The sequence below is a fragment of the Alkalicoccus saliphilus genome (genome assembly GCF_003044065.1).
Classification (GTDB): domain Bacteria; phylum Bacillota; class Bacilli; order Bacillales; family Salisediminibacteriaceae; genus Alkalicoccus; species Alkalicoccus saliphilus.
In genome coordinates this window covers 68,184-92,959 of record NZ_PZJJ01000010.1, presented here as the reverse complement: position 1 = coordinate 92,959, position 24,776 = coordinate 68,184, and the positions used below count along the sequence as shown (strand labels likewise).

The following is a 24,776-nucleotide window of genomic DNA, read 5'->3' as shown; positions in this document are numbered from 1 at the left end:
GAATAGTCTTTCCTTTGTACTGTTATGAATCCAATGAAGGAGATGAGTTGATGAAAGCTGTACAGGTAACAGGCTATGGGGATGTGGATAAGTTGGAAGTGGTGACGCAGGCTGTACCGGAGCCTGAGGAAAATGAAGTGTTAATAAAAGTGAAAGCCTGTGCGATCAATAATACAGAAATTTGGATGAGGGAGGGAGCTTACGGGACAGGTTCCAAGTCCGGGTGGCGGCCGGAAGGAGTTCAGTTTCCCCGTACACCGGGCTCCGATATAACAGGAATCGTAGTGAAGACCGGAAAATTTGTGGATGAATCGATGGCAGGTAAAAAAGTGGTGCTTTTCCCGTTTACGTCCAGCGGCGAAGCTGGCTTTGAACATATCTCCGAAGATATGTCCTTTATCGGTTCAGAATATGACGGCGGATACGCGGAATATGTCGTCTGGCCGGCTCATCTATGTTTTGCTATGCCTCTTGCTGATTATACGGAAAGTGCGGTTTTTACGGTAAGCGGGCTGACCGCGTGGCATATGGCAGAACAGCTGCACATCAAGCCTGGCGAGACTGTCATGGTAACCGGAGCAAACGGCGGCGTTGGCTCCTTAAACGTACAAATTGCTTCCAACGTGTTTGGGGCAGAGGTGATTGCGATTACAGGGGATTTACACCTGGAAGGGAAATTGAAGGAACTGGGAGCAGACCATGTTTTATCTTATAAATCAGCGAACCTTGCAGAAGAAATATTAGAAGCAAATGGCGGTCCGATTGACGCGGTGCTGGATGTGGTGGGAGATGCGTTATTTTCCACTTCGCTGCAAGTACTGAAAAAAGGCGGAAAGTTCTGTACATCCGGATCTGCCGGCGGTCAGAAGACGGAACTTGATTTTAGAACGCTGTACTTAAAGCACATTACGCTTTTCGGCTCGGTCCTGGGGACGAGGGAAGAGTTTAAACGACTGCTTCACGCTGTGTCGGAAGGAAAAATCAAACCAGTTATTGACCGTACTTTTCCGCTGGAAGAAGCCCGGGAAGCACAGACGTATTTCAAAAAAGAAGGAAAACTCGGCAAGGTGGTTCTGCTCCCTGAAAAATAAACCAATCCCTGCAAAGTACTGGGGGGGACGATGCATCAGGCAGCGATCGATTCAGAAGCACATCTTTAAGTACGAAGTCGATTGCTGTGTGACCTCTCATTATGAACCGGAAACGTCTGAAGAGTTAGGGACGTACTTGAACGCGCTGAAAGATAACAGGAAGGGACGTATTTATTTGCAAATGTAAAATCCCGATATTACGAAAAGAAACATTAAGCACCGAATGAAGAAGAAATAATCCTGATGCATTATTTCATCAGTGGGAACAAAAAGAAGTAAGGAAGATCTCGCAGCGGGTATAATCAGTATAAGTAAGATAAAGCCGAAAGGAAGATTGCTGTGGTGTATATCGCGCTTCTCCGGGGAATTAATGTTGGTGGAAATAATAAAGTCGATATGAAGTTATTAAAACAAACGTTTGAAAACGTGGAGATGAATGATGTTGTAACGTACCTCCACACCGGGAATATTATTTTTTCAAACGAAAACCTGTCAAAAGAAGAACTGTCATCTGTTTTGGAAGAAGCGATATATGATGATTTTGGCTTGCAGATTAACGTGCTCGTCCTTAGTTTCGATGATGTCCGCCGGATCATTCACGCCATCCCTCCTGAATGGAAAAATGATAAAAACATGAAAAGTGATGTGATGTTTTTATGGGATGAAGTGGATGAGGAGGCTGTACTTGAAAAGCTTGCGGTCAAGCCAGCTATTGATACGGTGAAATATGTCCCAGGAGCCATACTCTGGTCCGTAGACAAGAAAGATTTAACCAAAAGTGGGATGTCAAAAATAGTAGGTTCCAAACTATACAAACAGGTTACCGTAAGAAACGTCAATACCGCCCGGAAAATATACGAACTCATGCAAGAAGGATGCAACTGACTGAAATTCCTTTTTCAGGAAAGGGTTTATCGTCTATTATAATGGTAAAGTAAACGAAGACAGGCCATCAATCGTAAGGAGGGTTCGAATGAAAGAGGACGGCGGAAAGGAACAAAAGCTTTCAGGAGGAAACGTTTCAGACGTCTATCGGTCGGAGGATACGGTCCGCCGGCAGTTAAAACCGGTCAGCGCCTTGATTCATCCATTATTAAAGCATTTAGAAGCGAAGGGTTTCGATTTCGCGCCGAAGTTTTTAGGGATCGATGAACAAGGGAGAGAGGTATTAACGTATATTGAAGGAGAAGCTGGAAATTACCCTTTGAAAGAATACATGTGGTCGGATGACGTCTTAAAAGAAATAGCGGAAAAGCAGCGTGCCTTCCATGATGCTGTCGCAGATTTTCTTGTTCCGGACAGATGGCAGCCGCTGGATAACACCCCGGATAACTTCGAGGTGATATGCCACAACGATTTTGCAGTGTATAATATCATTTTCCATCAAGAAAAGCCGGTAGGCATCATTGATTTTGACGTAGCTGCTCCCGGACCAAGGCTCTGGGATATCGCCTATACGTTGTATACGTGTGTGCCGTTAAGCAGGTTTTATCTTACGGAAACAGGAAAAGCCGTGTATTATAATCCAGCACAGGATGCCGGGCGCATCAAACAAAGAGTGCAGTTGTTTTTTGCTTCTTACGGTATGGAAGGAATGGAAAAAAACTATCTGGAAATGACTGTGCGGCGGCTGGAAGGACTTTGTATGTACATGAAACGAAAAGCGGCAGAAGGGGACGAAGCTTTTCAAAAAATGATAAAAGAAGGACACTTGGAACACTACATAAATGATATGGCATTCCTTCGAAAACATGGAAAAGAGTGGGTGTAACACCTTGAGGAGAGTCTGTACGTCACTTACAATAAAGGAAGAAAGGGGGACGTACGGATGACGATGGTAACAAAGACTGCTGCCTTCGTGATGGCACTATGTACAGGTTTATTCATGGCCTTTGTAGGAGCGCTGACAATAACTTTTTTCGAAATGCATACTGCGTGGATGGCGATGCTTCTGACAGCAGCCGTACTGTTTATAGTAGTGGCAGGTGTCCTGCTGTTTGCCCAGCACTCGGCAGGAGGAAGAAAGAAGCTTTACGGAGCCGTGCTGCTGATTGTTCTTCTGGCCGGAGCAGGAACCGTCGGATGGGGATGGTACATGGATGACGTGGAAGTGGCAGAAGCCTGGGGCATTTACATGCATACATAGGAAACGTTTTACAATAAAGAATCACTCGTGCCTTTTAACAGCGAAGCTGCTTTTCAACCGGCAGAACCACAGCCGTTCGATGAAGAAGCAGTGGTCTGCGTGCCTTTTGCCGGTGACAGTTATTCAAAGGGCGCGTATGATAATCTCGGGGATACAGGCTCTGAATTTGTATCTTTCATTTCTAGTATATAGAGACGAAGTGTCTGTCCGTTAAGACAATTGCATATGATCCGGATCAAAAAATTTTAAGATCAATTCCTCGTTTCGTATATAAGTAGAGACCCACCTTTTTCTAAAAGGGGGGGTCTTCTTTATTTCTGATAGTGTGCGATCTTCTGACCGATGGAATAACAGTTCTCTCTTTGTTTTAGTGTTTACTATGTTGAAACATACGGTGTACTGGAAATGTATCGGATCAATAGTGATTTGGTGTTCTCACTTAATCCCACGAATTATCGATGTGACAAGGTCCCGGATCAAGCGTCTGGAAGAAGGTCCGGCAGACTCTTCGCAGTGCCTAAAGTGGTAAAAGAAGTGTAAAGAGCTCAATCTGCTTGTTTGAACAGCTCCAGCCAGTTTTCATAGAAAACACGTGTGGAGGCGTTCAAGCAGGTGGGAAACACGCCTGCTTTGTTAGTGAAAATTTAATAAAAGGGGACTTTGAATGCGCTGAACGATTAACGTCGCCAGCTTCAGCTGGTTAGTAAAAATGGCATCTAAAAGGAGCTTTCTCAAGTGGTGAATAATAGCAGCCAATAGTTTTAGAAATTTCAGACAGGGAATGGTTCGAAAAAGCAGCTGTTTTTCCACTATTTTATTCAAATGAGGTGAAGAAAATGAAAGAATTCAAGTTAGGAGAGCAGGCTCCCGATTTTACACTTCCGTCCGTCAGCGGTGAAACGTATCGTCTTCAGGAAGACATGCAGGAACGAGGCGGGTGGAGATATATTATTTATTTCCGGGGCTCCTGGTGACCAGCGTGCAAAACGGATCTGGAGGATCTAAAAGAGAACGAAAGCTATTTTACGAAAAATAACATTTATTTTACGACTGTCTCTTCCGACCGTCTCGAAAATCTGAAAGTGTGGCAGGAGGAAAACGAATTTCCTTTTCCGATGCTTGCAGATGAAGAGTACGAAATGCTGGAGGCTTACGGCGTCTATTATCATGATGATGAAACGAGTCCCTATGAAGATGAAGGCAATCATGGAGAGCCAGCGATCTTTCTGCTCGACGAAAAAGGAAGAATCCTTTTTGTGCAGAAGCAGTCGGGGCCGTTTGGCAGGCCGGATGCCAAGGCTCTCCGTAAAACAGCAAAATATATTCAGAAACATTTAAAATAAAAAAGCAGCTGCAGGGCTCCACGGAGCCCTGCAGCTGTCGTTACCGGCTTTAAAATTTCTTTTCCTGTTATCTCTTCCAGCCAGAAAAAAGTATATTCGTTACCTTATCAGTGGAAAAGCTCATAAAACCTCATGGATGGGAATGTAAGCTGACTTACAGTTATATAAATATTAAAAAAGTTAAAGTGAAGAAATACGGAAAAAGGCAGTTTCACTAGGAGCTGCAAGAAGGAAAGACGAAAGTAAATCTTTCGAACACCGCTGTAGTTTTAACATCATTTTAAGGAGGAAACAAAATGACCAATAACACAATGACCGCAGAAGCATTCAAGCAGAGACAAAAGTCAGTTACTTTAGAGGGGATTGTGGAGGAACCGGTAAAAGTGAATTATACAGACGTGGGATCGGGTCCTGTTATTATGCTGCTGCACGGAATTCCTACATGGTCCTATTTATTTCAAGCAGTTATTCCCGAGCTGGAGAAAGAATACCGGGTGATTACACCGGATCTTCTTGGCTACGGCTTTTCCGATCAGCGGGACCGCTTCGACCGCTCCCTGCAGGTGCAGGCAGAATTGGTCGTGAAACTGATGGAAAAACTTGAATTGAAGCAGGTAAATCTTGCCGCGCATGATATCGGAGGCGGAGTCGGGTTACTCCTTGCACTTAATGAGCCTGAACGAATAAACAAACTTGTACTCTCGAATACCGTGGCTTACGATTCCTGGCCGATTGAAGAAATGCTGATGATGGGGCATCCGTCAGGTAAAAACAAAACTTCTCAGGAAATAGAAGACTTTCTCTCCAAGGGATATAAAGACATGTTTTCCCATCAGGAGCAGCTTACGAGTACTTTCTTAGAAGGAATTATGGAGCCTTATTTGCACGAAGAAGGGAAAGTAAGTCTCGTCCGCAATGCCTCAGCGTTAAATACAAATGAAACTACTTCTATTACGCATAAACTTCCTAATATTCAGCATGACGTTCTTTTATTGTGGGGGACAAAAGATTCCTGGCAGCCTGTCGAGACGGGGGAAGAGCTGGAAAAAGATCTGCCGAACGGGAAGCTCGTAAGAATCGATCACGCTTCCCATTGGGTCCCTCAGGAAGCACCCGAAGAGTTCGCTGCAGAAATTAAAAAGTTTATGAGTGAAAAGTAAGTTTCCTAATTCGTTGTATTGTCTGGGATTTAAATTAGATCAGCTTGACCAATGAGGGAGGATGACCATGCCAGCAAATAAAACGTTTGTTTTTGATGTATATGGCACTTTGTTCGATGTGCATTCTATCGGAACAGCCTGTGAAACGTATTTTCCCGGAATAGGAGAATCTATCAGTGAAACGTGGCGGCAAAAACAGATTCAATATACTTTTCTCCGGCAGGCAATGGGGAAATACGTCCCTTTTTCTGACGTAACAAGAGATGCGCTGCGCTTTGCGGCGGAATTACACGGCCGTCCCTTAACGCTTAGAGAAGAAGATGAGCTGTTGAAGGCTTACCAATCGCTTTCGTTATTTCCAGAAAGTCTGGAAGTGCTGAGCAATTTGAAAGAAAAGGGGCACAGCTTAATTGTATTTAGTAACGGTGATCCAGTTATGCTGCATCCATTACTGGAACAGGCGCAGATTACTGGTTATTTGGATCATATTCTGAGTGTGGACACTGTCAAACAATACAAGCCGACGCCGGCAGCTTACAACCTTATTTTAGATGCGGTAGAGGTTCCCAGGAGCGAGATTATTTTCTTATCCAGTAACGGCTGGGATATAAGCGGAGCGAAAGCATTCGGGTTTACTACAGCCTGGATTAATCGAAGCAATCAGCCGGTCGAAGGACTTCATCAACCCCCGCATTATGAATATTCAACGCTGAACCCTGTAACCACCTGGTAACAGCGTATCTTTGGACAAAGGGGAGTTTCCGGCCAAGCGGCTCTGAAAATGGCATAGAACTATCTTGAGAATGTAATGAATTAAAGCTGAATCGCTGGATGATTTCTGCGTCAAAATACAAATTAGAAAAAGCAGAAACTGTTAAAAAAACAGTTAACTTCACAGATGCACAAGTCAAAACCTTGTTTACAGGCTGCGGATTCGTACAATAAAGAAGGGGAGGCACGGAGATGATCATTCAGGGAAACATGTCACCAAAAGCAATTGTTGAAGTTTGGGAAGAAACGAGGTTAATTTTCCAAAGAAATAATATTCCTCTTAGTAATAAGGCATTAGAAAAAATTACTAAGCCCGAGGATCTGTCTCCTCTTCTTATAGAATTAAACAACCTGATTGGCAGCACTTCTGCCACCTGCATCGAAGGCGGTTGAATAAGATCTTTTAATAAGGAGCAGGTTACTCCTTAGTGTACTATACGAATATCTATATATTCGCCAGAGTATTGATTAAGTCTTGATTTCAGAATAATGATTCTTCTGAGCGTACAGCTTTTTCCTCCGCTCAGCCTTGCCCTGGGGCTCGCCGTCAGCTGTTTTCAATGCCTGCCGGCTTTGAAAAGGATCTTCCGACTTCGCTCCAATCCCACCGGCGTCTCCGAGGCAAGATAGGACGAGCAGAAGATCCGTTTGGGAGGAAGAAATTAGCTGAAGCCGGCCCGCCCGAAAGCAGGGAAACGTATACCCATGTATTAAAAACACCTTATAAACAGCTTGACGACTGTCTCTATATTTATTGTTCCATATCTTATATACATCACATAATTGACAGAAATAGCGGATACTTTCGTTCTTTTTATAATAATCATCGAAGTGGATAATTTACCCAAAACTATTCGATCGATAAATTCCGCGTGGGAAGGGCAAGACTGCATATCGCAGGTTTTCTGAAAAAGTAGATGTAATTATTGTTCAGTCTGCAGGTTCAATTCCTTCTCTTTTCAGATGATTCGTTCCTTCCCATTATGTTTATTCTTAGTAATGAGCTGCCTTCTTTTTATAGTATCTTCAAAAATCCGGGAAGTTCTTAATACTTTCTTCACATTTTCCTGATATAGTTACCCAAAAGGAGCTGATGAAAATGAAAAAATTTATCATTGGAACATTGGCATTTGGAATGATTTTTGCTGGAGGCATGACGGGAGTCAGCGCGCAGAGTGGAGATATGGAAATGCCGGAAGAAAACAGCGGTCACATGGACATGGAAGAAATGCACCAGCATATGATGGACTCCAATGCGGTAATTAATTTTGGCCAGGCGAAAAAGATGATGAAGGAAATGCATCCGAACATGAGTACGAAGCAGGTAAAAGCGATGTACACGGAACACCACGGCACAATGGGAGCAGAACCGAGCGCAAACTTTAACGAAATGGATCATATGGAACAAAATTAATATTCCCGATCATACGGCCGGTTCTCCAATAATTGGAGGACCGGCCGTATTTAAATACTGGAATTAATTACATAATATATTTTTTAACGAACATTTTATCAATTTATAACGTGAATATTTGCATGTATTATCGGATAATTAAAACGGAAGCATGACTCCGGCGGGATGAAGACGAGCTCTGTGCAAATCCTTCACTATGTTCAGAAAATCCTGTCTTCAAGTGACTTATGAAATTGATTCACTGGCTAAAAGTAGGAGGGATCCTTCGAAGATAATAGAAGGGTAACCAATATAAAAAACTGCCGCTGTATAAATTTTAAGAAACACACATTAGGAAGATAATAGAATTTAAGCAGGACTAAAGGTCAAATATAAAATTTTCAGTTAATTTCATGTTGAAATTAACTCCGGAGGAATATATACTGAAATAAATTGAAAGCGCTTTACAGAATCGAGGGGTAATGATGAGTCGTATAAACGTGAAGGAAATAAATGTGCAGCGGATTATTAAACTGGTGCGGGATAAAGAAAAAATCTCCCGGGTGGATATCTCTCAGGAAATTAATATACCTCAGCCCACAGTGACAAGGATAACAGACTATTTATTGAACAAAAACATTTTGATGGAAGCAGGACGCGGCAAGTCAAATGGAGGAAGAAAACCGATCCTTCTGGCTTTCAATCCGGAGTATGCGTATTCGGTAGGTGTGGAGATAGGAAGAAAAGAACTAAAAATCGGCGTTACGAATTTAAACGGAGACTTTCTTTCATTCAGAAAGAAAGAAACTGAAGAAGTTGAAAGTTTTGATCAGCTGATTGAAATTCTGAAAGAAGAACTGCAGGCCACTATGGAAGAAGGAAACATTGCGAAAGAAAAAGTACTTGGTGTCGGAATCGGGATGCCGGGACCGATTAATGAAATGGAAAGCCTGTCCACTCCACCCAACTACTATAAAGGAGGAGATATACCTATCACACGGCTGTTGGAAGAAGAGCTCGATTTTCCCGTTATTATCGACAACGACGCCAACGTAGCTGCTATGGCCGAAAAATGGTTTGGACAGGGGGGAGACAGCAGAAACTTTGTATATATTCTCGCAGATGACGGGGTGGGCAGCGGATTAATTATTAACGAACAGATCTATGGCGGCGTGGCCGGAGAAGCGGGAGAGATGGGTCATTCCACCATCAACATTTTTGGTGAGAAATGCTCGTGTGGAAGTTATGGCTGCCTGGAAACATTTATTGCGATACCGGTACTGGAGAAGAAAATGAGAAACAACTTAAAAAGCTCCTATATGGACCAGGAATATTTTTCAAAGCCTATCGAAAAAGTGAAATTTCATGACATTGTGGAAGCGGCTCAAAAAGGCTCGCCGGGTGCTCAGAACCTTCTCAGAGAAGCAGGCACCTATTTAGGAGCCGGAACAGCAAATCTTTTGAATATTATTTCCCCGGAAATTGTGATCCTCGGGGGGCGGCTTGGAAAAGCCGGAGAACTTGTCACAGAAAACGTTATACAGGCCGTTCAGCACAGAGTCCTGGGGAAAAACACGAAAAATGTCCACGTAGTGCAGTCTATTCTTAAGGAAGGAGTGGTACTTGGGGCTTCGTCGCTGGTAATTAACGATTCTTTTTCTTTATTTTCTTATCAGAATAAACTTATTACTAATTAAAGGGGAGAGATTCATTATGAAAAAAAGCAGGCTGACCACTTTTACTGTACTGGCAGGAGTTACCGTATTATTTACTGCATGCGGCGGCGGGTTAAATGAAGCAGCAGAGGACATGGAAAATGAAAATAGCAATAACGAAGAGGAAAATAATCTGGGTGGAGAAGAAAACGACTCTGAAGGTGAAGTAGTAGAAGAACCGGGTGTCCTTAACTGGCAGGCCATCCCCCCTTATTCTTTGCAGGCAACCGATGAAGAACGAGTGGAATACCTGGAAAGCGCCATATCAGAGTGGGAAGAGGAAAATGAAGGGATGGAAGTGAATCCGATGGTCACCACCTCCAACATTTCCGAAGGGATGGCGCGCCTTCAGGAACAGGCTTCCCAGGGGAGGGCCCCGGATGTCGCGATGATTGACTCCTATATTTTCCCGAGATTTTACGATTACCTTCAGCCGCTCGATCCATTTATGGAGGAAGCCGGCCTGACAATTGATGATTTCTTTCCTTTTGCTCAGGAAGTCATGACCGGGCCGGATGGAAATGTTTACGGCATTCAGTTTACCACTGACGTCCGAAACCTTTATTACAATACCGAGCTTGTGCCGGAGCCGCCGGAATCGTGGGAGGAAGTACTCGAAATCGGCCAGGAGCTTTCTGAGGATGGATACGATGCGTTTATGTTCCCTGGCGGAACGGATGAGCCGACCGTCAATACCTCCCTCTGGCCGTATTTCTGGGCACAGGGCGGCGAACTGGTGGATGAAGATGGGGAACCAGTGTTTGGTGAAGGAGAAAACAGAGAAATTATGTTGGAGACGCTGGAATATCTGGAAGAGCTCGTAGACAGCGGTGTGACACCTACACGGGTTACCACCTACGGAAATGAAGCCGACTTAAATGCGGAGATTGCCGGTGGGAACTTAGGTATGTTTATCGGTGGAAACTGGCAGGTGGCTCAGATGAGAGAAATTCTCGGCGATGATGCAGATAAATGGGATGTAGCGCCGATTCCGCATAAAGATCCGGAAGACCAGACGACGCTTGCCGGTGGATGGGTCTGGGGAATCTTTGCTGAAGATGAAGAGAAGCAGCAGGCTGCCTTTGACTTTATTACGCACACCTTTGTAGAAGATGAAGGGATGGGAGAATGGGCCACGATAGGTGGTTACCTGCCGACAAGAGAATCCCTGTACGATAGTGAACATTACGAAGGCGGAGAATTCTCAGATGAATTCAGTGAATTCCTGAACCATGCGGAAATGCGTCCGGCAGCAGAATCCTATACGTCTATTTCGGCGGAATTGTCCAATGCGGTCTCCAGTGTATTGTCTGGATCGAGCTCCCCCGAAGATGCTCTGGATGATGCATGGGAGTCTGTTCAGTAAACGTTAAAAAGGGGTGAGTGTTCATGCAGAAAAAAGGCATAAAGAACAGAGGGATAGGGGAAAACCCTATCCCATGGTTCCTGCCTCTGCTGGCAGTATTATTATTAGTCTTCGTCTATCCCATTATTGAAATTGTTCGTTTCAGCTTTACAGATGCAGGACTGCTGGACACTAATTACAGTGTAACCCTCGAGTCGTATACTTCTTTGTTTACATCTCCCGGGTTTACGCAAATGCTTATTATTACAGGTGTCTTCGTCTTTTTCAGCGTGACATTTCAAATGATACTTGGGCTGGCGATTGCGCTGCTTGTCGACCAGGGAATGAAACGAAAACTGCACGGCACGATTGTCATCCGGACAGCCGTATTAACCGCCTGGGCGATCCCGGGGGTAATTATCGGGATCATTTGGATGATGATGTATAACGAAGCTGACTCGGGTGTATTAAATTACATACTGAGTTCTCTCGGCATCGCTGATTCCGTCGCTTTTTTATCGGATCCGGTCAATGCTCTTGTTTCTGTGACAGTAGCGAATATATGGAGAGGTACAGCTTTTAGTATGATTATGATTTACGCTGGGCTTCAGACGATTTCCAGAGACGTGATCGAAGCCTCCCTGGTGGACGGTGCCAACGCTTTTAAGCGGCTTTTCAAGGTCATTATACCAATTCTGTCTCCTGTTTTATTTGTGAATCTGATCATTGTTACTGTAGAAACATTTAACACATTTGACATGGTCATGGCTCTTACAGGCGGTGGTCCGGGAAGAAGCACGGAAGTTATTGCACTGAGTATTTATAACAGTATTTTTAATCAGTTTGAACTGGGCCAGGGAGCTGCGACTGCAGTAGTTTTATTGCTCATCAATGCGCTCATGACCGTTATTTATTTTAAAGTGCTGCAGAAAAATCAGGAGGTGGGCTGACATGGAAAGCAGAAAGAAAAGAATGTTGATAAATTCGCTGATCTATGTGCTGTATGCCGTAGTGCTCGTGTTTTTCCTGTTTCCTCTCTTCTGGGTGCTGTCCACTTCATTAAAAACTGTGCCGGAACTTTTTCAGACCCCCATCGTCTGGTTTTCTTCCGACCCGCAGTTTGAAAATTATGCTTATATTTTTGAGAGAACACAAATATTGACCTATTTAATGAATTCTTTTATTATCGTTGCTTCTACAATTATTATTTCCCTGATAGTCGCTGTTCCGGCGGCCTATGCGTTATCGAGATTCAAGTTTAAGTTTAAAAAAGCGTTTATGCTTTTTATTCTTATTTTCCAGATGGTGTCCCCGGTAGTCGTTGCGATTCCGTTGTACCGTTTGTTTGTTCAGTTCAACCTGATTAATATGCACTGGAGTTTGATTCTTGTTTACGTAGCCATACAGCTGCCGTTTACGACATGGTTTTTAAAAGGATTTTTTGACACGATCCCGCAGGCATTGGATGAAGCGGCGAAAATAGACGGATGCAGCCGCCTGCAGATGATCTGGAAAGTCCTTATTCCCGTAAGCACACCCGGAATTGCTTCTGCTTCCATTCTCGTCGGGGTACTCAGCTGGTCTCAATTTGTTATTCCATTTATTCTGCTCGATGACAGTGCGCTTTATCCGGTATCGGTAGGTTTAATTAATCTGCAGTCTACAGCCGAAGCAATTACGACTCACTATTTGGCGGCGGCGAGTATGATTGCGATTCTGCCGGTTATTATATTATTTGTTGCTCTGCAGAAGTACATCGTTGGAGCTTTAACAAGCGGGGCGGTAAAAGAATAAGGAGAGATAGAATGAAAAGCTTTAATATTTATAAGCCGTTAAATGTACAGAATAAAAAACCTCTGGATTTTGGATCCGGAAGCTTGAGTGCCAGTCTCGGGGAGGATGGAAAGTTTAAATCTGTCAATTATAAAAACGAAGATTACGGCTATATAACAATGAGCCTTCTTGACCAGTTTCCTAATGATAAATGGTATGACAGTTCATTTGTACGGGAATACCGAAAAGGCATTGCAGGCAATGCAGGTTTCGGCTTGCATTATACAAGGTTTCAAACCAGGCAGAGTTATATAAGCGAAGAAGGCACGATTATTCTGGAAAGAGACAAAGGGCCGCTGAAGCTCCGTTCTTATTTTCAGGCGGAAGGGTCTACGGTAACCCAGGTGGACCATTTGACCAACGGCTCTTCAGAAGTTATGGCTGTGCCGGTCTACTGGGAAGGAAGAGCAAATATGAACCGCAGCAGCTACGGACAGCTTACAGAGGGTGGTCCTATTCCGATTCCGGAACCTGAGCGCAGATCTTCCTGGCAGAATGAAACTCTTCTGCTTGAAAATAAAAGCTTAAAAACCTCAGCAGCTTGTTCTTTCTCTTTGAATGGCAGTTTTCTTAAAGACGAGAACTTACTAAACGAAGAGAGCACCCTGTTGACAGAAATTACACTTCAGCCGGGAGAAACGGGAGAATGTCAGTTGACGATCGACTTGGAGCCGAATGGCGGGCCGGAGAAAATCTGGGATTTTAAAAACCGGGAATTTAAGGAAAAAGAGGTGGATTTCAATAGCTTTGTTGTCCAGCAGAACATCAATTATATCCTTAACTGCTGCTCGGTATCCTTAAATGAGGAAGAAACGTGCGTTATTACAGACCATCAGTTGCTACCGCTGTCTTGGAACAGAGACTCCTATTACATGGTTCAGCTTCTTCTGGAAGCACAAAAAAGAGGAAAGACGTCGCCGGGAACTGCGGAAGAAACAGTGAAAAAACATATTAACTGGATGTTTAGACGGGCAGAACGCCCAGAAAAATACTGGGGGAGAGCCTATTTAACAAATGGAACGTGCAAAGATCTTGTTTTTCAGCTCGACCAGCAGTGCTATCCGCTCCTGGAAATCTGTGATTACATTGAAATGAATAACGAAAATCTCTTTAAGCTGGGGGCGGATATTTGGGAAGAAATAGACCAGATTCTCTCGATGCTTCTCGAATATAAAAGTTCTTCCCACTGGATTTTTGCCACCGGAGAAACACCGGCGGACGATGAGGTAGAATTTCCTTACCATTTTTCCAGCCAGGTTCTTATGTGGTATACGATAAAAAAACTGGATAAACTGAATCAGCTGCGTCCTTTTACGGAAAAACCGCTGAACAGCTGGGCGGAAAATATTAAACGGGACACGTGGGCCGAATTTGTTACTCCAGAAGGGATTTTTGCTTACCTCGTCGATTTAAAGGGGAACTGCAGTCTGTATCATGATGCCAATGACCTGCCGTTTATTTATGCACCGGTCTGGGGATTTTGCGAAAAAGAAGATCCCGTATGGAACAAAACCTTTGCTTTTGCTTTGACGGGTGAAAATAAAGGAGGTTTTTATGAAGGGAAATATGAAGGGCTCGGTTCTGTTCACACTCCTCATCCATGGCCGCTCGGGGATGGACAACAGCTTCTCTACTATTATTACCATGAAGATGAGCAGGGAATCCAGCGCATCCTGGAGCGGCTGAAGCAGGTAGTACAGTTTGATGGAATGTTTTCAGAGGCGTATTCCGAAAACAGCGGAGAAGTTACATCCCGACATTGGTTTTCGTGGCCGGGAGCTTTTATTTCCACTGTTTTTCTCTATATGGAAGAAACGTAATCTTTGCACTGCGAAAGGAGGGAAAAAATGAATTACAGTATCGGTATTGATATTGGAGGGACAAAAACAGCCGTCGGGCTCGTAACTTCAGAAGGCACCGTTCTTCTGGAAGAAACGCTGAAAACCGATCAATCGGTGCCGCCTGCGGAGATGTGTCTCCGGATAATAAACACAGCTGATCAGTTAACAGCGGAAACGGGTCTGGATTTATCTTTCATGGAAGGTCTCGGTATCATTGCTCCGGGCCCATTAAACTCCAAAACCGGCCGCATTCTTTGTCCTCCAAATCTGCCGGGATGGGAAAATTTCGATATCGTTAACGTTTTTACTTCCCGGTACGAGTTTCCGGTCAAATTGCAAAACGATGCTAATGCAGCGGCGGAAGCTGAAAAGTGGCTCGGAGGAGCAAAGGATCTTCATAATTTTATTTATTTGACGATCAGTACAGGCATAGGTGGAGGCATTTTTGCGGAAGGAAACCTGCTTGAAGGAAGGACTGGCAATGCAGCAGAAGTTGGTCATATGGTGATGGATCCTGCCTACGGAACATGCAGATGCGGGCAAAAAGGCTGTTTTGAATGGATAGCCTCTGGAACCGCAATTGCGAGAAGAGGAAGCGAGCGCTTCGGAAAATCTCTCTCTTCCCAGGAAGTAGTACAACTTTACATGGATGGCGAGACAGCGGCTGTAGAATTGATGACAGATATATTTAGAAATATCGGCATCGGCTGTGTTTCTCTTATTAATCTATTTGATCCGGAAAAAATTATTATTGGAGGAGGGGTCTCCAATATAGGAGAGCCGTTATTTAAAGAAGTGAGAAAATATGTGAAGAATAATACATTGAACCCCGGAAGTGGAGAAGTGGAGATTGAAAAGTCCTCCTTAAACTTTAAGTCAGGGGTGGTGGCCGCCGCTTCTTTAATTCACCGGAAAAAAGAAAAAGCGGCTTATTAAAGATAGTGTAGAAACTGTATAAGCTGTATAAGCGTAAAAACCGGCAGGAGGGAACTTATGAAAATCGTTGTAGCTCCTGATTCTTTTAAAGGTTCCATGACTGCACTTGAAGTCTGTCAATCGATTGAGAGAGGTATCAACAATGTGATGGATGAAGCAGCAGTTGATTTAGTCCCTATGGCAGATGGAGGGGAGGGGACCGTAGAAAACTTGACGGCTGCTTCCAGAGGAAACCTTCATTATGAAACAGTGAATGATCCTTTTTTTCGAAAAGTCGAGGCTGCCTGGGGAGTTCTCGGAGATGGAGAAACCGCTGTGATCGAAACGGCAGCGGCCTCCGGCCTGCAGTTATTGACCTCAGAGGAGCTTGATCCTTTCCATGCTTCCAGTTTTGGTACGGGGGAGCTGATCCGCTGCGCACTCGATAAAGGATACCGTCGTTTTATACTTGGTCTCGGTGGCAGTGCTACAAATGATGCTGGAATGGGGCTTTTGAGAGCTCTTGGAATAGAGTTTTATGATAAAAATAACCTGCCGATTCCAGAAGGCGGGGGACATCTGCACAAGCTGGACAGGCTCGACACGCTTGAGTTGGATCCGCGTGTTACAGAAGCAGTTTTTCTTGCAGCGAGTGATGTACAGAATGTTCTTTGTGGAACGGCGGGAGCGAGTGCGGTATTTGGCCCGCAGAAGGGAGCAGATTCGGAAGCGGTCAAAACACTCGATAACAATCTGCGTTATTTTGCCGTAACGACTGAGAAGCAGTTGAACAAGAAAATGTTGGAACTGCCGGGTGGGGGAGCTGCCGGGGGAATAGGAGCGGCGCTCATTTCCTTTTTACAGGCGGAATTAATCCCTGGAATTGAGCTGGTCATGTCAGAAGCTGCCTTCTCTGAACGACTGGAAACAGCCGACCTCGTTATTACAGGAGAAGGAAAACTCGACAGTCAGACACTTGATGGAAAAGTTATTAACGGAGTAGCTCAAAAGGCAGGATCCTTAGGCATCCCGGTGGTGGCTGTATGTGGCCAGCTGGAACTCTCTTCAGAGCAGATGCATAAACTCGGAATCCTCGCTGCCTTTTCCTTAATTAAAAAAAGTGCCTCTCTGGAAGAAATCATACCTCGTTCTTCGGAATGGCTCACAAGCTTAGTGGAAAACATGATGCGGCTGATCCTCGTTCATAATAAGTAAGGTTATCTAACTAAGCTCTCCGCTGTTCGTTACGGAGAGCTTAGTTGTATTTAATCCGTTTTAAAAATGGCTGCCTTGAAAATAAAATGAACGGCCGCTTTAGTTTCCATAGAGAAGCTTTCCGAGCGGGCCGGCCTCAGCTAATTCTGCCCTCTTTTTGTCGGTCAGAGTGGGGCTCGTCCTTAATCGTTCGTAGTCTCTCCATGTCTTCTACAGCTTACGGTATAAAAGACAGTGCATAAACAGGCTTCGTTCCCCCTGTTTCGGCAGTAGGTAACCTTACTGGAAAAGGACATTTTCATTCTTCATGGGGCATTGATTGTGCATGAGTGTCTCTTTTATAGTCTGTGTTGTCATTGGAGGGCCTGCGGCTGTTTGCAGAAACAGAAACTAATTATTAAGTTCAACTCCCTCAGTTAGATAAAGTATATCTTTCAAATGCTTATATAGTATTATATTTAAGCGAGAAAAAGTGAGTTGAATTTATCCAATTTCAATGGTTATTGGAAAGTATAGTATGTTGTCTATTAAAAATGGATATAGGTTGCCATGAAATCAACCTATAATATGTGAAAAAGGACTTATAACCGTTTTTGCAACCCGGTATCCGGAGGTTGCAGCAATAACAAAAGAAGATACCTTTGGTATGAGAAAAAAGGCGGTTGCACCAGCAGTTTTCTTTTCTGATGACACTCCCGCCAGCAAGTTCAACAGAAAAATGTAGGACGAATAGAAGAACTGTTATGAGAGATGCCATAACCTATACTATGGACAAAAAAAGGACGAAAGACCTTTTTTTGTAATTTTACACCATAGATAACTTTTACATGGTATATTATTTATAATATTCATAATATTATGGATATTATGAAAATAGGAAAGGAGGTGACTATCATGACTAACCAAAAGTTAAACATGCAAGAATCTTTAAAAATATTAGAAGAAAGCCGTGTCTTGAATCCAGATTTGACTATGAAATCTGTTATAGAAGCGGCTAAAAAAATGGAAGAACTTGATGGCTTTAAAGGCAATATTGACGAGGTAGGTTGGTCTGCATTAATTTACACAAATTTTATTCTGGCTTCTGGAATCACTGATGCTGAAGATGTAATCAATCAAAAAAGGTCCCGCTGATTAGAAGTTTTTTAAATGAAGTTATCGTTGGAAGGACGAGAAAAAGATAATCTAGTTAATTAATTATTAAATAAAATCGTTGTGTGCAAACTAAACCCTCTGGCTATTTGAAACAATTTGGCAGTGTTTTTGAACAAGTTAAAGTTTAAAAAAACAGATTCACTAAGCCATACATTTGTAATATAGCTGTAGATTTCTAAAATTGCTTGGAAAATCATAGCTATATTACATCTTACATATGAAGCGGAGGTGACCTGATTGAACATAGAGAATGAACTAAAGAGCGATTTTTTATTAACGCACAAATCTTTCGCAGCCAAGTCTTTATCGTGGCTTAATAAACATTTGGACAGTTTTTCTCCCACCAGGAATAATAACCTTTGTTTAGATGGCGTAAAGGCGTTTTCAGAACTATCTCTTCTTTATACTTATCTTAAAAAAAGAAATCATCTTGAGTTTGAGGCGGAAATCTCTAACTGGCAAAGTTTTTTCGAGAATCATCTGAAAAATAAACTGTATGCTGAGGCTGTGAGGAAAAGACCAAAAGAGGCCTATCACATGATGTTCCCTTATTTACAATTAAGATCGACTGGATATAAAAGCGGTTATTACGAAGAAAGTCATCAATATATGATAAATTGGGGGCATTATGACTCCATCGAGTTAGTTCCCTTTCGTAAAATGGATCTAGAGTACTTTTTATGGAAATCGGATTTGCAGGGTGAGCCTGACTGGATAAAACACTTTCCTTCAACGATTTTGGGTCGCTTTCAAAGTACAATAACACTTGATGAAAGTGCAGCATATTCCATTACACATACTTTATTTTATATGACTGACTTCGGTAACCGTTCCCTTTCTTTATCTCAATCAGATATTGATGAGATAGCAAATGTTTTAGAGGCTCTTCTAATACATTACTGGCGTGTTGGTCATTATGATCTTATGGGAGAACTTTTAATTAATCTGACATTCTTAGAAAAAAATAATACTTATCTGTATCGAAATGCGAGGAACGCATTTTTAAACGCATGGAATGAAGATGGGTCTATTCCTGCCATGAAAAATAAGAGAAATGAAAGTGAACAGAGTGAGTTCAGTTTTTGTTATCACACAACCTTGGTCGGCGTGCTTTTATGCGCAGTTGAGATAAATAAAACATTACAAAAAGAGGCTTCCAAATGAAAAATATTTCGGAGGTAATAATACATGTCGAACGATGGATTAAATCTCTGGAAGTACCAGAACAAAATAGAGCACTGTGTGAATTAGGTTTATTATTTATAGAAAGTATTCATAAAAAAGAAATGTTACTAACAGTTGAAAAAGCAGACGACGTCCACAAGATTCTAAAATCACCGATAGATTTAATAAATTACAACCGCGAAGAAATAATTGAATTAGCTCAACAGGTAGGAAATTCAAATGTTGAAACTTGGAATGTAGACAGAGAAGAGATAAATAATTGGAATCAGTTTTTAGGTGGAATTGCTTTATCTTATGCAAGCAAAGGAGACCTATCAGTAGTTGCTTCGCTTATTAGAATTAGTGCAGAGTTAAACCTTCATGGAAGATGGATTGTTGAAGCAACAGATTTTCTATTGGATCAACAACAACCTGAGGGTTATTTTGGTTTATATTTTAAGGAAACCAGTATTCTAAACAAAGATCAGGAAGTTATTTTTTTACTTCGTTTGACAGTAGATATTTTATGGGCGTTAGCTGTACAAAACAGGAAACTTATAAAATAAACTGTAATAGCTGCACTGCTACTTACTTGTCGGTTGTATTCATACGCTCTGCTTTTTGAATTACCTTCAGAATTGAAGGGCTTAACACTTTATTCCCAGTTTATGGGTATAGTGTTTTCATAATTAATTAATCTCAAAATAGTAGCTGATGAAATGAAAAAATTTATTATAGGAACATTTGCATTTGGAATGATTTTGACTGGAGGCATGACGGGAGTCAGCGCGCAGAGTGGAGAAATGGATATGAGGGAAGAAAACAGCGGTCATATAAACATGGAAGAAATGCACCAGCATATGATGGGCTCCAATGCGGTTATTAATTTTGGCCAGGCGAAAAAGATGATGAAGGAAATGCATCCGAACATGAGTACGAAGCAGGTAAAAGCGATGTACAAGGAACACCACGGCACAATGGGAGCAGAACCGAGAGCAAACTTTAACGAAATGGATCATATGGAACAAAATTAATATTCCCGATCATATGGCGGGCCCTCTAAAAGTTGGAGGCTCCGCCGTTATCGTTTTGATTAAGTCTTGTTTCTGAAATAACTATTCTGTTTACAAGGGCTCTCCTGCACTCAGCCATGTCGTGGATCTCGGCTGCAGCTCTTTTCTATGTCCCGGGACATGGAAAAAGACCTTTCGACGTGGCAACCCCGCCGGAGTGTTCCAGAGGGGAAGATGTCTTTTGAATAGAGAAAACGGCTGTAACAGCGTTTTTTTGATAGCAACGATATTTCACTGGCTGGAGCCGCAGGGCATGACTCCGGGAGGATCAGGACGCGGCGACTATCCATTTTATCCGCCTGACGGGCGGATAAAATTAGTGGAGGCCGTCCCCTCCGGAAAGCTTGCCCCGAAGGAGAAAGCCATTCCTCACATCCTTATACACAAAGAAGTATTTTTAACAGTCAGCCGGCGTGGCCTCCAATAGTGGGAGGCCACGCCGTTTTTTATATTTCTGCCCGTAAAGTAAATAAGCGTTTATTGGCATCTTCTGTAAGCAATAGTTAACTAAAGACAGATAAATTCAGAGAAAGAATAAGATAAGTAGGACATGTACCCACCAGCTTCTACGCGCTCATAGGAAATGGCACCTTACCTGAGAAGAACCTTGCTGTCATAGGTATTTCACTATAGTGATATAACGATAATTTTTTAGAAATACATATATTTGTAAGGTGGAAATGTTATGATAATTTTGATGATCAATAATATGGAAAATGGATGAAAGGATGAAAAAGTTTAAAACTGCCGCACAGGATTGAATTATCTTTATACACATTTGAGGCAGGGTAGAGGCCCTTTTTCCTGTTCCGTAATGCAGCTTAAGCTTTGACATCCTTTACTGGCTGCAGAATGAAAACGCATTATTTTATAATTTTTCCAACAGTGACATGAATGATGAAAGGAAAACTGCAGGTCTGTAAAAAAGCGCAATTCTGGAAAATAGGGGGGGAACCTAATAATGAAAATGGACTACCGTGTCTTACTCGTGGATGATCACGCGATTGTGAGGGCCGGCGTGAAGATGCTGCTTGAAAAGCAAACAAACATAGAAGTGATCGGGGAGGCAACCGATGGAAGAGAAGGCGTGGAAAAAGCGCTCTCTTCACAGCCGGACCTTGTCATCATGGATTTGAGCATGCCCCCGGGTATGAACGGGCTGGAAGCAACTAAAGAAATTAAAAAAAGCCTGCCTGATACGATGATTTTAATTTTGACGATGCATGATGACGAAAATGATTTGTTCCAGGGGCTGCAGGCAGGAGCTTCCGGCTATGTATTAAAAAACGCGCTGGATTCAGAACTTCTTACGGCGATAGAAAAAGTAATGAAAGACCAGGTGTACTTGTATCCTTCTGAAACGAGAAGTCTCATAGAAGATTTTTTACAGCGGGTAAAGCAGGGGGAGGACCTCTCCACGTACAAGCTTCTCAGCGAAAGAGAAGAAGAGATTCTTATCCTGATCACAAAAGGGTACAGCAATAAGGAAATTGCTGCTCAGTTATTCATCAGCGTAAAAACGGTGGAAACTCATAAAAGTAATCTGATGAACAAACTTGGCTTCCAAAAACGGTATGAACTTGTGGAGTATGCCCTGAATAATGGACTTTTAAAGAAAGAGACCTGAACAAATCTTTATCGGCACCGGATGTCTGCCTTTCCATAAACAAAAACGCGAATTCGTTTCCTTTACGTTACAATCTCACTTAAACAGAGGCTTCCGGCTTTAAAAAGGAGTAAATAAATGAACGGCAACCGTAAAGAAGAATTAAATGAAAGAGATCAAATTGCGCAGTTAGTTATTGATAACGTGCTGGATGGAATAATAACGATTAACCGCAAAGGTGAAGTGGAATCGTTTAATTCAGGCGCTGAAAAAATATTTCAATATTCAGCGGAAGAAGTGATAGGAAACAACATCAAGATGCTTATGCCGGAACCTTATAAAAAAGAACATGATTCATATATCAATAATTATGCTGAAACCGGGGAAGCCAAAATAATCGGTATCGGCAGGGAAGTCACCGGACAGCGGAAAGACGGCTCGCATTTTCCGATGGATCTTGCCGTAACGGAATTTTTTATTGGGGAAGAAATGCATTTTGTCGGAATTACAAAAGATATGACCGAGAGAAGAAAAACAGAAGAGGCGCTGGATAAAGCAACGAGAGAGAATTTTGAAAACACGGTAAAAAACCTGCAGAACCTCGTATTCAAATTAGAAAAAGCCCCGGCAGGCCGTCCTGTGTATACGTTAATGGAAGGTTATAATGCCCAGGAGATTGGTCTGTCCACCTCCTCCACATTTAATAAAACAAACAAAGAAATATTTCCGCTCTCCATATCAAAAGAATTGGACAACTATCATGCGAAAGCTTTCGAAGGAGAAACGGTAACTTATGAGTGGGCGTTTGCTGGGAAGGTATTTTATATTACGCTTTCCCCGATTTTCATGGATAACCAAGTCAGTGAGATTGTCGGTTCAGGAGTCGATATTACAGATAGAAAGAAAATGGAAGAGGCACTTGCCCTGACGAGAGACGAGGCCCTCGAAGCTTCGGAATTAAAATCCCAGTTTCTCGCAAACATGAGCCATGAAATCCGGACCCCTATGAACGGAATCATTGGGATGGTGGATGTTCTGATGAACACCTCTTTAGACAAGGAACAATTAGAAATTATTAACGTTGTCGAGCGTTCGGCACAATCTTTATTAACGATCATTAATGACATTCTGGACTTTTCAAAAATGGAAGCCGGCAAACTGACCATTGAGCAGGTGCAGTTTTCTCCGACCCTTCTCGTGGAAGGAATTGCTGAAATATTACTGCCAAAAGCCCGGCAGAAAGACATTTCTCTTTTAACGTACATAGATCCATCGATCCCGGGACTGCTGCTGGGGGATTCTATCAGAATACAGCAGATCCTGTTGAATTTGACGGATAATGCCATCAAATTTACGGAAAAAGGGAGTGTCCTGATCCGAACCATTTTGAAGAAAATCACGGATGAAAATATAGTGGTACTTCATTTTTCTGTTGTAGATACAGGGTATGGTTTATCCAGCACCGAGATAAGCAGCTTATTTCAGCCATTTACCCAAATCGATGGGTCAATCACCCGCAAGCATGGTGGTACAGGACTGGGGCTCGCTATATCGAAGCGGCTCGTCGAATTAATGGAGGGAGATATCGGGGTGAATAGTGAAAAAGGGGAAGGATCCACTTTTTGGTTTGACGTTCCGTTTTCTCTGCCTGAATCGTCTCCTGCTGCGGAAACAGACATCGATCCGAAGCTCGAAAATCTCCGTGTCATCATTTTAAACGATCATGCGGAGGAACGTGAAATTTTAGAAAAGTATATAAGTTCCTGGGGAATGGAAAATGCAAGTTTCGAAAACGGGATCGATGCCTTAGCCGAACTGCAGAAAGAAGTAAATAACAACCGGCCGTATGACCTTGCTGTTGTTCACCTCAAAAATCCCGGCATGGACAGCCAAATGTTCCTGCAGGTTATCAAGCAGAGCCCTCACCTCTCTAAACTGGATGTTATTTTATTGGGGGAGCAGAGCCAGAAAGAAAAGGGGACGGATGGATATAAAGCTTTTCTTACAGCCCCGGTGAAACAATCCCAGCTTTTTGACTGTATTGCGAATGTCGCCCGGCCACTTTTTTCAGAAGAAGAATCAACGATGAAAGAGAACCTGGACACGTCTCATAAAGGCAGTCCACAGACCGAAATCATCAACAAAGAGCAGCCGATTCTTCTTGTGGAGGATAACCCGATGAATCGTAAAGTCGCCTTTTTTCAACTTAATAAATTAGGTTACCAGGCAGAGGCTGTTACGAATGGAAAAGAGGCGCTGGAAGCTGTGAAAAAACAGAAGTATCCATTGATCTTAATGGATATTCAAATGCCTGAGATGGACGGCATAGAAGCAACGCAGGAAATCCGCCGGTTACACTATGCTGTTCCTATTGTTGCCATGACGGCAAATGCCATGAAAAGCGACAAGGAAAATTATTTGGAAGCAGGAATGGACGATTATTTAAGCAAGCCGGTGAATCTGGAAAGGTTAAAGCAAGTTCTCGAACACTGGATGCCCGATAACGGTCAGCCTTTTTCCTTTCAAGCGGAAAACAGGACAGAGACGCAGAACCCCCCGATTAACATGGAAAATCTGCAGGAAAGCTATGGAGATGAAAGCCTCGTGAAAGAGCTGCTGCAAATGTTTTTAAATGATGCACCCGGTTATTTAGAGAACCTCCGGCAGGCTATTGAACAAAAGAAATCAGTCGAAACAGCGGAAATTGCGCACAGTTTAAAAGGTAGCTCCGCGGTCCTTAAGGCAGAAACATTTACCCGTTTAAGTGCAGTCATTCAACAAGCAGCGAAAAGCGGGGATTGGGAAACAGTTTTATCAAGCTTCCATGAACTTGAAACACATTATAAAGAGATGGAACATTTTATCGAATCTCTTTGATTCTCATACATCGGCAACGAACCATGTTGTTAATAATCTCCCTCTTCCCGGCGGGCTTAACCGCCGGGAAGAGGGAGATTTTTTTGCGCCCGGGATTCATAATAAGGACCCTGTATAAAAGCTGTATCGTACG

The 24,776-nt window shown here is 42.8% G+C and carries 23 protein-coding genes and 1 pseudogene; all 24 read left to right on the top strand.

The annotated features are described in order from the left end of the window. Nucleotides 1-50: 50 nt before the first annotated feature. The 24 genes and pseudogenes from C6Y45_RS08055 (at nt 51) to C6Y45_RS07940 (ending at nt 24,643) form a co-directional block, all read left to right on the top strand. Nucleotides 51-1,091: a zinc-binding dehydrogenase gene (locus tag C6Y45_RS08055; RefSeq protein ID WP_107584721.1), complete on the top strand. Its 1,041-nt coding sequence runs from the start codon at nt 51-53 to the stop codon at nt 1,089-1,091. Nucleotides 1,092-1,430: 339 nt separating this feature from the next. Beyond that, nucleotides 1,431-1,976 (top strand): DUF1697 domain-containing protein, encoded by a 546-nt coding sequence (locus tag C6Y45_RS08050; RefSeq protein ID WP_107584720.1) that lies wholly within the window; start codon nt 1,431-1,433, stop codon nt 1,974-1,976. A gap of 88 nt (nt 1,977-2,064) precedes the next feature. Then, nucleotides 2,065-2,862: a phosphotransferase gene (locus tag C6Y45_RS08045; protein WP_107584719.1), complete on the top strand. Its 798-nt coding sequence runs from the start codon at nt 2,065-2,067 to the stop codon at nt 2,860-2,862. 57 nt (nt 2,863-2,919) lie between these two features. Next, nucleotides 2,920-3,237, top strand: coding sequence for a hypothetical protein (locus C6Y45_RS08040; protein WP_107584718.1), 318 nt, complete (start codon nt 2,920-2,922; stop codon nt 3,235-3,237). An 836-nt stretch (nt 3,238-4,073) separates the two neighbouring features. Continuing rightward, entirely contained in the window at nt 4,074-4,211 is a 138-nt protein-coding gene (locus C6Y45_RS17930; protein ID WP_245922614.1) for a hypothetical protein, read from the top strand. A gap of 12 nt (nt 4,212-4,223) precedes the next feature. Further along, nucleotides 4,224-4,580: pseudogene (locus tag C6Y45_RS17925) on the top strand (peroxiredoxin family protein); the annotation flags it as partial. Between the two features lie 296 nt (nt 4,581-4,876). Further along, on the top strand, nt 4,877-5,740 hold the full coding sequence (locus C6Y45_RS08030; RefSeq protein WP_170098733.1) for an alpha/beta fold hydrolase: 864 nt from the start codon (nt 4,877-4,879) through the stop codon (nt 5,738-5,740). 67 nt (nt 5,741-5,807) lie between these two features. Next, nucleotides 5,808-6,473 carry a haloacid dehalogenase type II gene (locus C6Y45_RS08025; protein WP_342752434.1) on the top strand — a complete coding sequence of 222 codons (666 nt, stop codon included), beginning with the start codon at nt 5,808-5,810 and terminating at the stop codon, nt 6,471-6,473. A gap of 230 nt (nt 6,474-6,703) precedes the next feature. Beyond that, nucleotides 6,704-6,904 (top strand): hypothetical protein, encoded by a 201-nt coding sequence (locus C6Y45_RS08020; protein ID WP_107584715.1) that lies wholly within the window; start codon nt 6,704-6,706, stop codon nt 6,902-6,904. 706 nt (nt 6,905-7,610) lie between these two features. Beyond that, complete coding sequence (locus C6Y45_RS08010) at nt 7,611-7,925, top strand: hypothetical protein (protein WP_107584713.1); 315 nt, start codon at nt 7,611-7,613, stop codon at nt 7,923-7,925. A gap of 461 nt (nt 7,926-8,386) precedes the next feature. Continuing rightward, nucleotides 8,387-9,601: an ROK family protein gene (locus tag C6Y45_RS08005; protein WP_107584712.1), complete on the top strand. Its 1,215-nt coding sequence runs from the start codon at nt 8,387-8,389 to the stop codon at nt 9,599-9,601. A 16-nt stretch (nt 9,602-9,617) separates the two neighbouring features. Further along, entirely contained in the window at nt 9,618-10,985 is a 1,368-nt protein-coding gene (locus C6Y45_RS08000) for an extracellular solute-binding protein (RefSeq protein WP_107584711.1), read from the top strand. A gap of 23 nt (nt 10,986-11,008) precedes the next feature. After that, complete coding sequence (locus C6Y45_RS07995; protein ID WP_107584710.1) at nt 11,009-11,914, top strand: carbohydrate ABC transporter permease; 906 nt, start codon at nt 11,009-11,011, stop codon at nt 11,912-11,914. A 1-nt stretch (nt 11,915) separates the two neighbouring features. After that, nucleotides 11,916-12,758, top strand: coding sequence for a carbohydrate ABC transporter permease (locus C6Y45_RS07990; protein ID WP_107584709.1), 843 nt, complete (start codon nt 11,916-11,918; stop codon nt 12,756-12,758). A gap of 11 nt (nt 12,759-12,769) precedes the next feature. Continuing rightward, on the top strand, nt 12,770-14,617 hold the full coding sequence (locus C6Y45_RS07985; protein ID WP_107584708.1) for a glycoside hydrolase family 125 protein: 1,848 nt from the start codon (nt 12,770-12,772) through the stop codon (nt 14,615-14,617). Between the two features lie 27 nt (nt 14,618-14,644). Then, the gene (locus C6Y45_RS07980) at nt 14,645-15,574 is read left to right on the top strand and encodes an ROK family protein (protein WP_107584707.1); all 930 of its coding nucleotides are present in this window, start codon (nt 14,645-14,647) and stop codon (nt 15,572-15,574) included. Between the two features lie 57 nt (nt 15,575-15,631). Continuing rightward, entirely contained in the window at nt 15,632-16,768 is a 1,137-nt protein-coding gene (locus C6Y45_RS07975; protein ID WP_107584706.1) for a glycerate kinase, read from the top strand. Nucleotides 16,769-17,662: 894 nt separating this feature from the next. Beyond that, nucleotides 17,663-17,902: a hypothetical protein gene (locus C6Y45_RS07970; protein ID WP_107584705.1), complete on the top strand. Its 240-nt coding sequence runs from the start codon at nt 17,663-17,665 to the stop codon at nt 17,900-17,902. Between the two features lie 258 nt (nt 17,903-18,160). Further along, the gene (locus C6Y45_RS07965) at nt 18,161-19,087 is read left to right on the top strand and encodes a DUF6895 family protein (RefSeq protein WP_107584704.1); all 927 of its coding nucleotides are present in this window, start codon (nt 18,161-18,163) and stop codon (nt 19,085-19,087) included. After that, nucleotides 19,084-19,653: a hypothetical protein gene (locus C6Y45_RS07960; protein WP_107584703.1), complete on the top strand. Its 570-nt coding sequence runs from the start codon at nt 19,084-19,086 to the stop codon at nt 19,651-19,653. Before C6Y45_RS07965 ends, C6Y45_RS07960 begins: the two co-directional genes overlap by 4 nt. A 153-nt stretch (nt 19,654-19,806) precedes the next feature. Further along, nucleotides 19,807-20,121 (top strand): hypothetical protein, encoded by a 315-nt coding sequence (locus tag C6Y45_RS07955; protein WP_107584702.1) that lies wholly within the window; start codon nt 19,807-19,809, stop codon nt 20,119-20,121. 253 nt (nt 20,122-20,374) lie between these two features. Then, a complete protein-coding gene (locus C6Y45_RS07950; RefSeq protein WP_160058241.1) occupies nt 20,375-20,587 on the top strand; it encodes a hypothetical protein in 213 nt (70 codons plus the stop codon). Between the two features lie 540 nt (nt 20,588-21,127). Next, nucleotides 21,128-21,787 (top strand): response regulator, encoded by a 660-nt coding sequence (locus C6Y45_RS07945; protein ID WP_107584740.1) that lies wholly within the window; start codon nt 21,128-21,130, stop codon nt 21,785-21,787. A gap of 117 nt (nt 21,788-21,904) precedes the next feature. Next, entirely contained in the window at nt 21,905-24,643 is a 2,739-nt protein-coding gene (locus C6Y45_RS07940) for a response regulator (protein WP_107584700.1), read from the top strand. Nucleotides 24,644-24,776: the final 133 nt, after the last annotated feature.

What these genes read in the sequence shown, in the direction of transcription:
- C6Y45_RS08055 (WP_107584721.1), top strand. Translation starts at nt 51, where the DNA reads ATGAAAGCTGTACAGGTAACAGGCTATGGGGATGTGGATAAGTTGGAA.
- C6Y45_RS08045 (WP_107584719.1), top strand. Translation starts at nt 2,065, where the DNA reads ATGAAAGAGGACGGCGGAAAGGAACAAAAGCTTTCAGGAGGAAACGTT.
- C6Y45_RS08040 (WP_107584718.1), top strand. Translation starts at nt 2,920, where the DNA reads ATGACGATGGTAACAAAGACTGCTGCCTTCGTGATGGCACTATGTACA.
- C6Y45_RS17930 (WP_245922614.1), top strand. Translation starts at nt 4,074, where the DNA reads ATGAAAGAATTCAAGTTAGGAGAGCAGGCTCCCGATTTTACACTTCCG.
- C6Y45_RS08030 (WP_170098733.1), top strand. Translation starts at nt 4,877, where the DNA reads ATGACCAATAACACAATGACCGCAGAAGCATTCAAGCAGAGACAAAAG.
- C6Y45_RS08025 (WP_342752434.1), top strand. Translation starts at nt 5,808, where the DNA reads ATGCCAGCAAATAAAACGTTTGTTTTTGATGTATATGGCACTTTGTTC.
- C6Y45_RS08020 (WP_107584715.1), top strand. Translation starts at nt 6,704, where the DNA reads ATGATCATTCAGGGAAACATGTCACCAAAAGCAATTGTTGAAGTTTGG.
- C6Y45_RS08010 (WP_107584713.1), top strand. Translation starts at nt 7,611, where the DNA reads ATGAAAAAATTTATCATTGGAACATTGGCATTTGGAATGATTTTTGCT.
- C6Y45_RS08005 (WP_107584712.1), top strand. Translation starts at nt 8,387, where the DNA reads ATGATGAGTCGTATAAACGTGAAGGAAATAAATGTGCAGCGGATTATT.
- C6Y45_RS08000 (WP_107584711.1), top strand. Translation starts at nt 9,618, where the DNA reads ATGAAAAAAAGCAGGCTGACCACTTTTACTGTACTGGCAGGAGTTACC.
- C6Y45_RS07995 (WP_107584710.1), top strand. Translation starts at nt 11,009, where the DNA reads ATGCAGAAAAAAGGCATAAAGAACAGAGGGATAGGGGAAAACCCTATC.
- C6Y45_RS07990 (WP_107584709.1), top strand. Translation starts at nt 11,916, where the DNA reads ATGGAAAGCAGAAAGAAAAGAATGTTGATAAATTCGCTGATCTATGTG.
- C6Y45_RS07985 (WP_107584708.1), top strand. Translation starts at nt 12,770, where the DNA reads ATGAAAAGCTTTAATATTTATAAGCCGTTAAATGTACAGAATAAAAAA.
- C6Y45_RS07980 (WP_107584707.1), top strand. Translation starts at nt 14,645, where the DNA reads ATGAATTACAGTATCGGTATTGATATTGGAGGGACAAAAACAGCCGTC.
- C6Y45_RS07975 (WP_107584706.1), top strand. Translation starts at nt 15,632, where the DNA reads ATGAAAATCGTTGTAGCTCCTGATTCTTTTAAAGGTTCCATGACTGCA.
- C6Y45_RS07970 (WP_107584705.1), top strand. Translation starts at nt 17,663, where the DNA reads ATGACTAACCAAAAGTTAAACATGCAAGAATCTTTAAAAATATTAGAA.
- C6Y45_RS07960 (WP_107584703.1), top strand. Translation starts at nt 19,084, where the DNA reads ATGAAAAATATTTCGGAGGTAATAATACATGTCGAACGATGGATTAAA.
- C6Y45_RS07955 (WP_107584702.1), top strand. Translation starts at nt 19,807, where the DNA reads ATGAAAAAATTTATTATAGGAACATTTGCATTTGGAATGATTTTGACT.
- C6Y45_RS07945 (WP_107584740.1), top strand. Translation starts at nt 21,128, where the DNA reads ATGGACTACCGTGTCTTACTCGTGGATGATCACGCGATTGTGAGGGCC.
- C6Y45_RS07940 (WP_107584700.1), top strand. Translation starts at nt 21,905, where the DNA reads ATGAACGGCAACCGTAAAGAAGAATTAAATGAAAGAGATCAAATTGCG.